Source organism: Hymenobacter sp. PAMC 26628 (assembly GCF_001562275.1).
GTDB lineage: Bacteria > Bacteroidota > Bacteroidia > Cytophagales > Hymenobacteraceae > Hymenobacter.
The window spans coordinates 3,358,341-3,370,943 of sequence record NZ_CP014304.1 but is presented as its reverse complement, the minus strand read 5'-3'; the positions used below and the strand labels follow the sequence as shown (position 1 = coordinate 3,370,943).

At 62.2% G+C, this 12,603-nt stretch carries 13 protein-coding genes; 3 read left to right on the top strand and 10 right to left on the bottom strand.

Going from position 1 to position 12,603, the window contains the following annotated elements; genetic code table 11:
- Nucleotides 1-229: 229 nt before the first annotated feature.
- On the top strand, nt 230-1,150 hold the full coding sequence (locus tag AXW84_RS14790; RefSeq protein WP_236943134.1) for a hypothetical protein: 921 nt from the start codon (nt 230-232) through the stop codon (nt 1,148-1,150).
- A 199-nt stretch (nt 1,151-1,349) separates the two neighbouring features.
- Here the strand turns inward: AXW84_RS14790 and trpS are convergent, their stop codons facing one another.
- The 10 genes from trpS to AXW84_RS14740 form a co-directional block, all read right to left on the bottom strand.
- On the bottom strand, nt 1,350-2,324 hold the full coding sequence (gene trpS / locus AXW84_RS14785; RefSeq protein ID WP_068234755.1) for a tryptophan--tRNA ligase: 975 nt from the start codon (nt 2,322-2,324) through the stop codon (nt 1,350-1,352).
- A gap of 11 nt (nt 2,325-2,335) precedes the next feature.
- Nucleotides 2,336-3,010, bottom strand: coding sequence for a hypothetical protein (locus AXW84_RS14780; protein WP_068234751.1), 675 nt, complete (start codon nt 3,008-3,010; stop codon nt 2,336-2,338).
- Between the two features lie 38 nt (nt 3,011-3,048).
- Nucleotides 3,049-3,684, bottom strand: a complete 636-nt coding sequence (locus AXW84_RS14775; RefSeq protein ID WP_068234746.1) for a hypothetical protein — start codon at nt 3,682-3,684, stop codon at nt 3,049-3,051.
- A 25-nt stretch (nt 3,685-3,709) separates the two neighbouring features.
- The gene (locus AXW84_RS14770; protein WP_068234743.1) at nt 3,710-4,471 is read right to left on the bottom strand and encodes a queuosine precursor transporter; all 762 of its coding nucleotides are present in this window, start codon (nt 4,469-4,471) and stop codon (nt 3,710-3,712) included.
- Entirely contained in the window at nt 4,472-5,383 is a 912-nt protein-coding gene (locus tag AXW84_RS14765; RefSeq protein ID WP_068239482.1) for a ribonuclease Z, read from the bottom strand.
- A 118-nt stretch (nt 5,384-5,501) separates the two neighbouring features.
- On the bottom strand, nt 5,502-5,876 hold the full coding sequence (locus AXW84_RS14760) for an STAS domain-containing protein (RefSeq protein ID WP_068234739.1): 375 nt from the start codon (nt 5,874-5,876) through the stop codon (nt 5,502-5,504).
- Nucleotides 5,877-5,953: 77 nt separating this feature from the next.
- Entirely contained in the window at nt 5,954-6,793 is an 840-nt protein-coding gene (locus AXW84_RS14755) for a DUF4198 domain-containing protein (RefSeq protein ID WP_157887047.1), read from the bottom strand.
- 10 nt (nt 6,794-6,803) lie between these two features.
- On the bottom strand, nt 6,804-8,609 hold the full coding sequence (locus AXW84_RS14750) for a glycosyltransferase (RefSeq protein WP_068234733.1): 1,806 nt from the start codon (nt 8,607-8,609) through the stop codon (nt 6,804-6,806).
- A 150-nt stretch (nt 8,610-8,759) separates the two neighbouring features.
- Nucleotides 8,760-9,497, bottom strand: a complete 738-nt coding sequence (locus AXW84_RS14745) for a LytR/AlgR family response regulator transcription factor (protein ID WP_068234730.1) — start codon at nt 9,495-9,497, stop codon at nt 8,760-8,762.
- Between the two features lie 190 nt (nt 9,498-9,687).
- Complete coding sequence (locus tag AXW84_RS14740; protein WP_068234727.1) at nt 9,688-10,722, bottom strand: sensor histidine kinase; 1,035 nt, start codon at nt 10,720-10,722, stop codon at nt 9,688-9,690.
- A gap of 220 nt (nt 10,723-10,942) precedes the next feature.
- Here AXW84_RS14740 and AXW84_RS14735 point away from each other — a divergent pair, with 220 nt between their 5' ends.
- Together AXW84_RS14735 and AXW84_RS14730 are read left to right on the top strand one after the other, a co-directional pair.
- Nucleotides 10,943-11,830, top strand: a complete 888-nt coding sequence (locus AXW84_RS14735; RefSeq protein ID WP_068234722.1) for a DUF5694 domain-containing protein — start codon at nt 10,943-10,945, stop codon at nt 11,828-11,830.
- A 107-nt stretch (nt 11,831-11,937) separates the two neighbouring features.
- Nucleotides 11,938-12,570, top strand: a complete 633-nt coding sequence (locus AXW84_RS14730; protein ID WP_068234720.1) for a nitroreductase family protein — start codon at nt 11,938-11,940, stop codon at nt 12,568-12,570.
- Nucleotides 12,571-12,603: the final 33 nt, after the last annotated feature.

Sequence of the window (12,603 nt, the reverse complement as noted above, 5' to 3'; positions counted from 1 at the left end):
GCGGGTGGTAGGCAAGCGTAGCCCGTGGGAGGTGGAAATCCACTTTTGCAGCGCCTAGATTGTTTGTATTATTCCGGCGGTAGTAATATAAAATCACCCCTTTAATTGCTTTATTTGCTTATGTAGCTTAAAATATTTTGGTATTGAAGTAAGAATGCGTTATTCTTGTCACTATTAGTTATCCCTTTTTATTCCACACCGCTGCCAAACGCACATTATTCTTATTCCTATGGCTAAGTCGTCCAATAAAATTACCGCCGCGCCCGAGCTCTTCGCGCCCGCTGAAACCCAGCCCGCCACCGATTTAGTGGCCGCGCCCGCCAAAAAACCGGCCAAGGCCCGGGGCCCCAAAACCCCAAAATCTGGTGCGGCTCTGGCCGAAACCCCCGCCGCCTCGGCCGAGGCAGAAGCCGTGCACAGCGGTGCCACGGCCACCGACGACCGACCCACTGCCGAAGCCGGTTCGCCCACCGCGGCCCCGGCCGACCGCCTCGACCAGATTTTCGACGGCCTCAAGCAAAAATCCACCGCTAAGCAAGCCATTTACCGCAATACCCTGGCTGCGTTCGATTGCCTGCGCGCCGTGTCGCAGGAGCTGGTGGTGGAACTGGCCAGCAAGCGCCCGCCGCTTGACGCGAGCGTGGTGCTGGAGTACCGCTCCATCAACGACATGGAATTCCACATCCGATTCTCGGGCGATTTGCTGGTATTCGTCATGCACTCCAACATCGTCACGTTTCCCGACGACTACGGCCCCATGCCCAGTGCCTACGTCAGCGGCGACTTTAGGCGGCGTTTTTTCGGCCACATCATGGCCTACAACTTCATGGCCGACAGCATCAAGTACCAGCGCCTAAACGACCCCGGCTACCTCGTGGGCCGCCTGCTCGTCAACATCGACAACCACTACTTCCTCGAGGGCGTGCAGCAGCTGGAACTGCCCAACAATGATATGTCGGACAACGTGATGACGACCAATGCCATGCGCCTGTTCATCGAAAGTGCCATGATTGCCGCCGTCAACAACGACCTGATTGCCCCGCCGCTCGCCGAGATTCAGAAAATCAACGTCAAGCAAAAGCTAGAGAACCAGCAAGTAAGCCGCGGCAGCAAAGTTGGCTTCAGCTTCTCGCACGAACAGGCTATCTAAACCAGGGATTTATCGGATTGGGCGGATTCGTCGGATTTTGGGGACGATTCGCCAAGCTTAACCGGGGCCCCCGAGGGCGGGCTACTGGCCGCTAGCCAAGAGAAAAGGCCGCTCATCGAGCGGCCTCTTCTCTTGGCTAGAATCAACGCGAATCGTTCCCAAAATTCGACGAATCCGCCCAATCCGATAAATCCGTGGTTCAAGCGCCGTACCCTATTTTCTGGCGGACTTTGGCCAGCACGCCGGCCCCGTAGGCCTGGGCGCGCTGGGCCCCGATGGCCAGCTGCTTGTCAACTTCGGGCAGGTTGTTCATGTAAAAATTGAACCGCTCGCGCTCGGTGGCGAAGCGTTTCAGAATCAGCTCAAACAGGGCCTGCTTGGCGTGGCCGTAGCCGTAGCCGCCAGCTAGGTAGAGGCGGCGCAGCTCGTTGGTTGCCTCGGGAGAGGCGAGGAGGGAATACAGCTTGAACGTGATGTCGGTATCCGGATCTTTGGGGTCGGCAAGGTCCTTGGCGTCGGTGATGATCTTGCGGATAACCTTCTGCAACTCCTTCTCGGGCAAGAAGATGTCGATGATGTTGCCGTAGCTCTTGCTCATCTTGGCCCCGTCGGTGCCCGGGATGGTCATCAGCTCAGCGTCGACGCGCGCTTGGGGCGGCACCAGCGTGTCGCCGTAGCGGCTGTTGAAGGCCTGGGCGATGTCGCGGGCGATTTCCAGGTGCTGCACCTGGTCCTTGCCCACGGGCACGATTTCGGCGTCGTAAAGCAGGATGTCGGCTGCCATCAGCACCGGGTAGGTGAAAAGGCCGGCGTTCACGTCGGAAAGCTTGTCGCTCTTGTCTTTGAAGCTGTGCGCATTGGCCAGCATCGGGTAGGGCGCGAAGCACGACAGGTACCAGGTCAGCTCGGTCACCTGCGGCACGTCGGACTGCCGGTAGAACAGGTTTTTCTCAGTATCGAAGCCGCAGGCGAGCCAGGCGGCGGCCACGGCGTAGGTGTTTTGGCGCAGCACTTCGGGGTCGCGCACGGTGGTGAGCGAGTGCAAATCGGCGATGAAGTACAGCGACTCGTTGGCTGGGTTTTTCGACAGCTCGATGGCCGGGAGGATGGCCCCGAGCAGGTTGCCCAGGTGCGGGCGGCCGGTGCTCTGGATGCCGGTGAGGATGCGGGACATGGGGGAATTAATTAATCGCGAAAAGGATCTTCTATGGGCCGCTCTTTCTCCTTTTTTATTTTATGTTCCATTGCTTCAGTTAATGGAAATGGTTGGCCAGAGTTAAGAGCGTGAAAAAAAGCCGGGATATTATTGTCCCTGAGCTGGTTATTATCTATTAGCTCGGTTAAATCGGGTCGATTAATTGCATAAGGTCTGAGGGCGTCGCGTAGCTTTTCTCCCCGGTTGGTCCACGCGTAACCGGGAAGGGCAATAGCATCCGTCCAGTCCGCCGCTTTTATGATGTAAATTTTAACTTCACTCGATCCCACCGCGCCATTGCTGCCGCCAGTAGTAATTATGTATGTGTATTCCATCAGATTAACCTGGCCGCTATCAAGTTGCTCGACGAACGCCTGTTCCACCGTTCTGCCAAAAGGCCCGGGAGTTGTTCTGAACCCGCCAGCGGTGACGTATTTCTGCGCACCCAAGCGGAAGGAGGTGACCTCTTGTGGGGCCAACTTGGTTTTTTTGCCGTCCGCATCTTCCACCAACAATTGGTCGTTGCCCCGCAGCTTAAGCAAGCCTTGGTAATGCACATCGGGGCTGTTGACCAACCGGTAAGAGCCAGGCTCGAAAGAATTAAAAAATTGGGCCCACAATACCTGTGGCAGCAATAATCCGACGAGTATAAATAGCAAGCGCATGGTACGAAGAAATAAAATGGTTAAGGGTATAGAAATAATTAGGGTTTGAGGCGCACGCCCTGGTTGTAGGCGCGCACCAAATCGGGCAACTGCGCGCGGGTAATTTGGTTGCTCACCAACTGCCGCTGCAAAATGGGGTCGGCGGGGAACAGGCCGGCCACGAGTGGGCTCAGAGCCTGCTGGGCGTTCAGGCCGGGGGCGTGCTTGGGGCAGTAGATGAAGAAGTTGTTGGTGCCCTTTTTGCGCAGCACGGCCAGCGTAATGTGGGCCTTCAGGGGCCCCATTGGGGCTACGTAGTAGTAATGGTACAACTCCACGGGGCCGTCGGCCACCAAGGTTTCCAGCAGCACCGGGTCGGAGAATTGCGCGTCGAAGCCTGCGCGCAGCTTAAACCCGTCTTGTCGTGCAAAGGAGTGGCCGTCAACGCTGAATGCTGCTACTTGGGCCAAGCGGAAGCTCCGTTCCTGGCCGTTGCGGAGGCCGGCCATGGCGCCGGGCCTGTTGTCTTCGGCCAGCACCAGCTTGAGGTCGGCGTCGCCCTGGGCCCCGGTAGCCAGTTTGTAGTGGCCGGGCGCAAACGCAAACTGGGCCCGGGCGTAGCCCGGCAACAGCAAGGAGCTGGCAAAAATAGCGGCGATGGGTAAGTAGTTGGGGTTGTAGAATAAACGGAACATAAAATGATAAATAAAGGAGGAATAATTACACGCTGTCGTCGGTAACGGCTTCGTACTGCAATTCTAAGGTATCGGCGGGCCCCAAGTAGCGGTCGATGAAATAATGAGCTATATAAAGGACCGGCGTGAGCAGGATGGCGGCCGCGAATTTGTACCAATAATTGAAGTTAGCCACGCTGACGACTTGCGTCAGGCTCCAGTTGCCGAAGACATAAAAGGCCACGTACAGCACCACGAAGCTGTCCACGAGCTGCGAAACGAGGGTGGAGCCGGTCGCTCGCAGCCACACGTAGCGCCCGCCCGTGGCCCGGCGGATGGCCTGGAAAATGCTGGCGTCCAGCAGCTGCCCGATGATGAAAGCCACGATGGAGCCGATGATGATACCCAGGCCCTGCCGGAAAATGCTCTGGTAGGCAAAGTCGATGTTGAAGGGCCGGCCCCGGGGGTCGGCCTTGTTCACATCAAGCCAAAAATCGGCCGGGGGGAGCTTGGTGGTGAGGTAGATGACCCCGAAGGCGAATAGGATGAGGCCCATGGTGAGGTAGCTCACGCGCAGCACGCCTTCCTTGCCAAAGTACTCGTTGATGATGTCGGTGGTGACGAACACGACGGGCCAGATGAGCACGCCGGCTGTAAGGTCGCCGGGCAAAAAGCCCGTGAGCTTGGCCACCGAAAAGATTTTAACGCCGATGATTTCGGCCAGCAGCGCGTTCACCAGGAAAATGCTGCTGAGCACCAGGTACAGCTGCTGCTTTTTGTGGGCGAAGGACGAAATACGGGGCCCCATCTACACGCTTACCATCAGGCCCTCGGTGGCCAGCTCGGCGGTGGGAAACACGGCCTGGGCTTCGCGCAGCAGTGGCTCCAGGGCCTTGTAGCGGCTCGAAAAATGGCCGATGAGCAGGCGGCCCACGCCCGCGTCGCGGGCCAGCTGGGCGGCTTGGCGGGCGGTGCTGTGGTGGGTTTGGGCGGCGCGCACGTGCATGTCTTCCAGAAAGGTGGCCTCGTGGTAGAGCACGTTGGCCCCGCGCACCAGGTCGGCCAGGGCAGGGGTGTAGAGCGTGTCGGAGCAGAAAGCGTAGCGGCGCGGCGCCGGGGCGGGGGCCGACACGTCGGCGTGGCGCACGCCGGGCCGGTCGGCGTCGGCGGGCAGGTCGTGGCCCTGGGCCAACTGGCCGAGTTGGGCGGCGCTGAGGCCAGCGGGCAGGCGTTCCTTCAGCAAGCGGGGGCGGCGCGGCTGCTCGGCAAACAGGTAGCCGGCGCAGGGGATGCGGTGGCGCATGGGCAGCGACGACACGGTGATGTGGGCGTCCTCGTACACCACGGCGTGGGCCTCGGTGTCCACGGCCACAAACTCCATGGCGAAGGCCAGCTTCGTGCCCGACACCCGCATCTGAGTGGTCAGCACCTCGTCGAGGCCGGGCGGGCCCACGATAATCAGCGACCGGGTGCGGCCCTGCAAGTGCAGCGAGCCCAGCAGTCCAAACAGCCCAAAGTAGTGGTCGCCGTGCAGGTGTGAAATGAACACGGCCCGCAACTGATTCAGGCGGCTGCGGTACTCAAGCAGGCGCCACTGGGTGCCCTCGCCGCAATCGACGAGGTAGTGCGCGCCGCCCACGGTGAGGGCCTGGGCCGTGGGGTGGCGGCCCAGCGTCGGGGTGGCCGACGCCGAGCCCAAGATTCGCAGTTCGAAAGTCAAGATCAGTTGTTGGTTGTCAGGCGCTGGTGCCCGCTGGTGGCCGGAGCTGAAAAAAATAGTGGTTGCCAATTATCAGCCCTAGAGCCGACAACTGACAACCAATAACTGACAGCTAAATTTACTCCTTGTCCGTCAAATCGCGCTCAATGGCGTGCAGAAACACGCGGTCGATGCCCTCTTCCACCGTGGGCAGGATGTGCAATACCGACTCCAGCTTGCTGATCGTGATGAGCTTGAGCACGTGGTCTTGCAGGCCGGTGAGCACCAGTAGGCCGCCCGTGGAGTTGCACAACCGGTTGGCGATGAGGATGGAGCTCAGGCCCGACGAATCGGTGTACTTGACGTTGGACAGGTCGAGGATCAGGTTGTTAATGCCTTCTGCGTTGAGCTTGACGAACTCCGATTTGAGGTCCGGGGCAACGGTCGTGTCCAGCTTTTTCTCGTCAATGGTGATGACGGTATAGCTGTCTTTTTTATCGATGGCGTACTTCATGCGGAGGAGCAGAGAAAAAGGATTAGAAGAGACGAAGGTAGAAAAAAAACTGCGATGCTGGCGACGTCCCGCCGCTCCTACCGGGCCACTGGCCCGCCAAACGCCAGCGTAGCCCAAGTGCTGAGCCAGTCGGCGCGCGCGCGCAGCGCTGGAGGCGCCTCAGCTGCGTCGACGGTAGCCACCAAATAAGGCCCCGGCCCGGACAGGCGTAACAACAAACGTCCGTTTTGGTTGGCGTGAGTAGTAAAATGTTTGGTGGGTAAGCCCATCGGCTGCGTTTCCCACACTTGCACCAGGGCCCCGCGCACCGGTTGCCCGGCCCGCAGCACCCGCACGGTGAGGGCCGCGCCGGGGGCCAGGCGGTAGGGATTTTGCTCGGGCACCAGCTCCAGGGGCAGGCCCAGCACGCGGCGGTAGGCCGTGTCGGCGGCCGGGGCCCCCGCTTGCACCAAGGCCTTGGCGCAGCGGCGGTAGGTTTCGCGGCCAGGTTGGGCCTGCTGGCCGCGCTCCTGGCGGCGGCGCAGGGGCAGCTCCAAGCCTTCTGCGCGCAGGTAGGCGGTGAACTGATCGGCGGGCAACTCGGTAAACGCCAAGTTGCTGCGCAGCACCACCAGGTGCGTGCCGGACCGGCCAAACGCCACGGCGGTGCGAAACGTGTCGGCCGGGGCCCCGCCGGGGGCGGGCGCCAGGTCGGTAGAATCGGCCGGGGCGGGGCCATAGCGGGCAAAGGCCAAAATCTTGCCGGCCCCGTTGCCCCAAGGGGCCCCGCGGAAATTTTCGCCCACCAACGGCCGCACGTTCACCGTTTCGCCCGGCGCGAGGCGGAAGCGGGCGGGCTGGAGCCAGAACTCGTGCGCCAGGCCGGCGCTGGCCAGCGCCAGCAGCGGGGCCAGCAAGCAGTATTTAATGGAAGCCAACGCCGGGGCCCTATTGCCGCTCCAGGGCCAGGGCGTAGGCCCGGTCGTAGTACACGCGCAGGTTTTTCCAATCGAACAAATCGGCGTGGCTTTCCACGTTGTTGCGTTGCTGAATGCGTTCGCGGCGCGTGAGCAGCACAAACTGCCACATCATCTCGGTCAACTCCTCGGCCGATTCGTCGAACGAGCGCTCCTGGCGGTGCACCACAAAAATGCCCTTTTGCTCGGGGTCGGGCACGTTTTGCAGGGCGTAGTCGCCGAAGCCCGAAAGGTCGCTCGTGACGGCGGGCACGCCGCGGGCCACGCACTCGAGCGGCGTGTAGCCCCAGGGCTCGTAGTAGCTCGGGAACACGCCCAGGTGGCAGCCCCGCACAAACTGGCCGTACTCCATGCCCAGCAGGGGCGAGGCGGGCGACACGAAATCGGGGTGGTACACCATCTTCACCCGGTCGTATTTGTGGTTGAGCAGGTTGGACCGGCGCAGGTAGTTCAGGATGTCGTCGTCGTGGTCATTCACCAGGTTGTGGGTGATGACGGGAGGCAGGGCGTTGGTTTTCCAGCTTTGCAGCTGGCGGCGGTAGCGTAGGCGCCAGTAGTCGTCCACCATGGTGCTGAGCTCGGGCAGCTTGTGGTCCTGGCTGGCGGCGGCGGCGTAGAAAAGCCGCTCGCCCACTTGGTGCTCAATGGCTTTGCAGGTTTCGTGTACTTCATCGAGCATAGCGCGGCGCTCTAGCACCTGCGGGTTGATGCTGGTAAAGGGTCGTTTCGTGATGAAAAACATCACCACCTGCGTTTCGAGGCCGCTTTGCTGGAGGCGGTAGTTGAGGCGGGCCAGGGCTTCGAGCGTCAAATCAAAGCCCTTGTTGTGGTACTCGTAGCGGCCCGAGGTGAAGAAATACAGCGTCTTGTCCAGGTCGAAGGCGTACGACTGGAAGAAGTGGGCCATTACGAATTCATGAATTTTAGCTTTGTACTGCTGGTGCAGGTTCTGGAACTCGTGGCCGGCCACGAAGCGCTCGATGTTCAGGCCGTTGGGCAGCACCGCGTCCGGAATCCGGTCGAGCAAATAGATGCACTCGCGTACCGTCAGCTCGCTCACCGTGGTAAAGACGTGGCTGCCGTGGGCAGCGGCGCGTTCCATGGTCACGGCCGGCTCAATGTTGAAGTGGCGGCTCTCGGCCAGCCAGTCCACGCGCATCAGGTGGTCGTAGAAGTCGGGGTCGTTCATGGCCAGGTAGCGGCCGAGCAGCGTGGCGTGCGTCGTGAACACGAGGTGGGCCGGCGTGCCGTCGCGCCGCAGGTCAGGAATGGCCACGCCCGTCATCCATTCGTGGAAGTGCACCAGCAGGCGCTGCTCGCCCTTGAGGGCCGCCACGGTTTGGATAAACAGCTTCGCGAGGGCCCCGAAGGCCACCACCTGGTGCAGCAAGTCGTCGTTGTCGGGCATCGGAATGCCGTGGCGCTCCCATAAGTCGCGCTTGATCTGGCCCAGCCGCTCGTAGGCCTGAAACGGGTTGATGAGCACCACCCGGGGGCGGCCCGTCACGAGCCAGGTGCCGAGGCAGATGTCGTAGCCCTCGGCCCGCAGCTGGCGCACGGCCACGGCGTAGGGGTCGTCCATCAGGTCGAGGTGGTGGTCTTCGTAATTCTCGAACTCGCCCTGCGCCATGTGGGCGAAGTAGGGCCCCAGCAGGCAGTACCGCTCGCCCCACGCCGGCACGGTGGCTGGCACCTTGGAGCGGATAACGGTGTAGATGCCGCCGACCTGGTTGCAAACCTCCCAGGCCACTTCAATCAGCAGGGCGTCGGGAAACATAAGGTTGGAAGCAGGGGCGGGGGCGGGAATAAGGCTCGTGGGCATGGGTGGGTGGGAAGGGCCAGGAAAACAGCAGCGGCGAAAGGTAAGCCGGGCCGTGAACACTAGCCACGCCCGCCGCCACTTTTTTTGGTACGGCCCACCGGGGCCCTACGGCTGGTTTTGGGCCCGAATCAACTGGAAAAAACCTTCGCGGTAGGTTTCGCCCAGCGGAATGGCCGCGTCGCCGATGTACACCGTGTGGCCGTCCACGAGCCGGATTTTATCCAGCGCCACCACGTAGGATTTGTGCACCCGCAAAAACGCCGGCTGCGGCAGCTGCTGGGCCAGGTCCTTCAGCGTTTGGTAGGTGACGACGCGCTGGCCCGGCACCACAATGGACACGTAGTTCTTCAGCGCCTCCACGTACAGGATATCGGCGTAGTTGAGCCGCAGGAACTTGTTCTTGCTCTCGCCCTTCACAAATAAATAATCGGCCGCTGGGGGCCCCACCGCCGCCGGCGGGGCAAGGGTCGGTGCCGGCACGGCCGCCGGTGGGGCCCCTGCCTGGGCCTTCTGCACGGCACGCAGGAAGCGGTCGAAGGCCACGGGCTTGAGCAGGTAGTCCACCACGTCGTGCTCGTAGCCTTCCAGCGCGTACTCGGGGTAGGCGGTGGTGAGGACGACCCGGCACTGCCGGCCGCAGATTTTCAGGAACTGCAAGCCCGTCAGCTCGGGCATCTGGATGTCGAGAAACACTAAATCGACGCGGCCCTCCTGCACCCATTGCAGGGCTTCGAGCGGGCTGGTGGTGGTGCCTACCAGCACCAGCGTCGGCACTTTCTGGATGTAGGCGGCCAGCAGCCGGGTGGCGGCGGGCTCGTCGTCGACGGCGATGCAGCGGAGCATATTTAGTTGTTCGTTATTGGTTGTCAGTTGTTAGTGCGTATTTATTGGTTGTCTGCAAAGGCCGTCATGCCGAGCGCAGCCGAGGCATCTCTACTGCGCCACTAATCCAATCGATTGATTTACTGCTGCACGCGAGATGCCTCGGCTGCGCTCGGCATGACGGCCTTTTCTGACAACTAATAACGAACAACTAAGAAGGCCCCAAATCTAGCTCCAGACGGGTGTAGTGCTCGGTGCCGTCGTTGCGGACTTCCAGCGTGTGGCGGCCGGGGTAGAGCAGGGCCAGGCGGCGGCGCAGGTTGGCCAGGCCAATGCCGGTGGTGGCGTCGCGCGGGTGGGGCCCCACGCGGTTGCGCACCTCGAAGCACAGGCGGCCGGGCGCGGGCAGGGCCAGGCAAATGTCCACGGGCTGGTCGGGGCGGTGGAGGACGCCGTGCTTGAGGGCGTTTTCGACGAACGGGATGAGCAGGAGCGCCGCCACCCGCTGCCCGCCCACGGCCGCCGGCTGCCGGAAATTCACGAAAAACTGGTCCTCGAAGCGCAGGCGGTGCAGGGCCAGGTAGTTTTCCAGGTAGGCCACTTCCTTGTGCAGCTCCACGCGGCCGTCGGGGCCCTCGTGCAGCATGTAGCGCATGAGGTCGGAGAGGCGCAGCACGGCGCCGGCCAGCGGCTCCGACACGGCGTAGGCTTCGGCGTAGAGGTAGTTGAGGGTGTTGTAGAGGAAGTGCGGGTTGATTTGGGTTTTGAGGAAGGCCAGCTCGGCCTGGGTTTTTTCCTGCGTCAGGAGCTGGGTGGCTTGGTCTTTTTCGCGCCGGAATACTTCCTCAATTTTCCAGGCCAGGGCCGCCAGGCCCACCAGGGCCGGGGTGTAAAACAGGTCGTCGATGGCGAAGTTGCGCAGCGGCGAGCCCGGCGCGTAGTTGTGGAAGCCAAAGAGCACCGGCAGCAGCACTTCTTCCAACAAGTAGCGCACGCCGCCGAACACCAGCGGCGTAGCCAATAGCCCCAGCAGCAGCTGGGGGCCCCGGCCCGGCCGCCAGTAGCGCGGGTAGATGAACAGGAAGCAGTAATAAAACAGCGCCAGTTGGCTGAGCCACATCGTGACGGCCAGCAGCAGCCGCTCGCGCAGGTGGGGCGTGGGGTTGAGGAGAAACCCGGCTTCCTCGTGGGCCAGTAACAAAGACCAGCCCAGGGCGTGGTAAAGAGCAATCCGGCGGCGGTTCATGGCCTAAAAGTAGCCGGGCGGGGCCCCGGGGCCCACAATATTATCCCAACGCCCGCCCCGCCCGCCCCAACCCCGCCGAACGGCGGACGACCCGCCCGCCGGGGCCCCTAGCGGCGTTGGCGGCTGGTTTGCGGGGGGTGGGATAATAAACTTTTGCGCGGCCAGGCGCCCCGGCACCTTTGCCCCGTCGTCGTCACCAACCCCCTTTCACCGCACCGCCATGACCACCTTCCGCCCGTTTGCCCGCCTCCTGTTGTCGCTTGCCCTGTTGGGGGCCCCGGTTATTGCCACCGCCCAAACCAAGCCCGCGGCCCCCGCCAAAATCAAGGTCTACCTGGTGGGCACGTTCCACTTCAACGACTCCGAAGCCGACGTGCACAAGGGCACCAAAACCGACATGCGCACCCCCCAAATGCAGCGCGAGCTGGATGAGCTGGTGGGCAAGCTCCAGAAAACGCGGGCCGATAAGGTGTTCATCGAGTTCAAGTTGAACGACCAGCCGTTTGTGGACAGTACCTACGCCCTGTACCGCCAGGGCCAGCTCAAAGTCGGCAACAACGAGGTGTACCAGCTTGCCTACCGCCTGGCCAAGAAGCTGACCCGCCCCCGCGTATACTGCGCCGACGCCGACGGCGGCGTGTTCGACTACGAGGCCGCCCAGGCCTACGCCAAACAGCACGGCCAGGAGCAAATCCTGGAAGGTGAGTTTGTCAGCGTGCCCCAAGACAGCGCCGGCCGGCTTATAGCGGCCCGGGTAGGGGCCCGGCAGAGCCCCATCAAGTTGCTCCTGACTCCTGGCGGTACGCTGCTGGAACGCTTCATTCAGCAAAATACCTGCGCTGCCGAGTTGGCCCAGATGGACGCTTACTTACTGGATTTGGCCCGCGTCGGGGGTGGTGCCAACTACGCGGGGGCCGACCTGGCGGGCGAGTTTTTCAAGCGCAACGTGCGCATCTACACCAACTTGCTGCGCCAGGTGGACGTGCAGCACGACAAGGCCATTGTGCTGGTGATCGGGCAGGGACACGTGGCGTTTCTGAAAGCCATTCTGAAGTACAACTCTCTGTTTGAGGTGGCCGATGTGGTGCCGCTGTTGCGAGCCAAGTAGGGCCCCGGGGGCCCTATTTGCGGCCCGGTGGTAATTTGCGGGCCCGTTTCTCGTTGCCGCTGTTTGGGTGGCCGCGGGGAACGGGCTCACTTATATTACCTCCCCTCATGGCCGCCGATACCACCAACGTCCTCACCCTCGAACACGAAATAATGCCCGCGCTGGCCCAGCGCCGCAGCCCCCGCGCCTACGCCGACCAGCCCGTGCCGGCCGAAGCTTTGCAGCAAGTTTTTGCCGCTGCCTCGTCGGCCTCGTCGTGCTTTGGCGAGCAGCCGTGGCGCTTTTTGGTGGGCACCCGCGCCGGTTCGGCCGAGGCCTACGATAAAATCCTGGCCAGTCTGGCCGAGTTCAACCAGCCCTGGGCCAAAGCTGCCCCGGTGCTGGTGGTGAGCATCGCCAAAACGACGTTCTCGCACGACAGCAACCCCAACGCCTGGGCCACGCACGACGTGGGCCAGGCCGTGGCCACGCTCGCCATCCAGGGCGCTGAGTTGGGCCTGCAAATCCACCAAATGGCGGGCTTCTCGGCCGATAAGGTGCGCACCTCGTTCGGCGTGCCGGAGGGCTACGCGCCGGTGGCCGTGTTCACCCTCGGCTACCCCGGCGACCCCGCCGGCCTGCCCGACGCCCTGCGCGAGCGCGAAATGGCTCCCCGCGTGCGCAAGCCGCTGGCCGAGTTCGTGTTCGAAGGCGGCTGGCCCCAGCCCGAAGGCGAGCGCTACGACCAGGCCCCGGTGTAAGGGTTTCGATTAATGATTTTCTAGTTGGCAATT

Coding starts and splice junctions, on each gene's coding strand:
- AXW84_RS14735 (WP_068234722.1), top strand. CDS start 10,943: ATGACCACCTTCCGCCCGTTTGCCCGCCTCCTGTTGTCGCTTGCCCTG.
- AXW84_RS14745 (WP_068234730.1), bottom strand. CDS start 9,497: ATGCTCCGCTGCATCGCCGTCGACGACGAGCCCGCCGCCACCCGGCTG.
- AXW84_RS14750 (WP_068234733.1), bottom strand. CDS start 8,609: ATGTTTCCCGACGCCCTGCTGATTGAAGTGGCCTGGGAGGTTTGCAAC.
- AXW84_RS14780 (WP_068234751.1), bottom strand. CDS start 3,010: ATGCGCTTGCTATTTATACTCGTCGGATTATTGCTGCCACAGGTATTG.
- AXW84_RS14790 (WP_236943134.1), top strand. CDS start 230: ATGGCTAAGTCGTCCAATAAAATTACCGCCGCGCCCGAGCTCTTCGCG.
- trpS (WP_068234755.1), bottom strand. CDS start 2,324: ATGTCCCGCATCCTCACCGGCATCCAGAGCACCGGCCGCCCGCACCTG.
- AXW84_RS14760 (WP_068234739.1), bottom strand. CDS start 5,876: ATGAAGTACGCCATCGATAAAAAAGACAGCTATACCGTCATCACCATT.
- AXW84_RS14740 (WP_068234727.1), bottom strand. CDS start 10,722: ATGAACCGCCGCCGGATTGCTCTTTACCACGCCCTGGGCTGGTCTTTG.
- AXW84_RS14730 (WP_068234720.1), top strand. CDS start 11,938: ATGGCCGCCGATACCACCAACGTCCTCACCCTCGAACACGAAATAATG.
- AXW84_RS14770 (WP_068234743.1), bottom strand. CDS start 4,471: ATGGGGCCCCGTATTTCGTCCTTCGCCCACAAAAAGCAGCAGCTGTAC.
- AXW84_RS14775 (WP_068234746.1), bottom strand. CDS start 3,684: ATGTTCCGTTTATTCTACAACCCCAACTACTTACCCATCGCCGCTATT.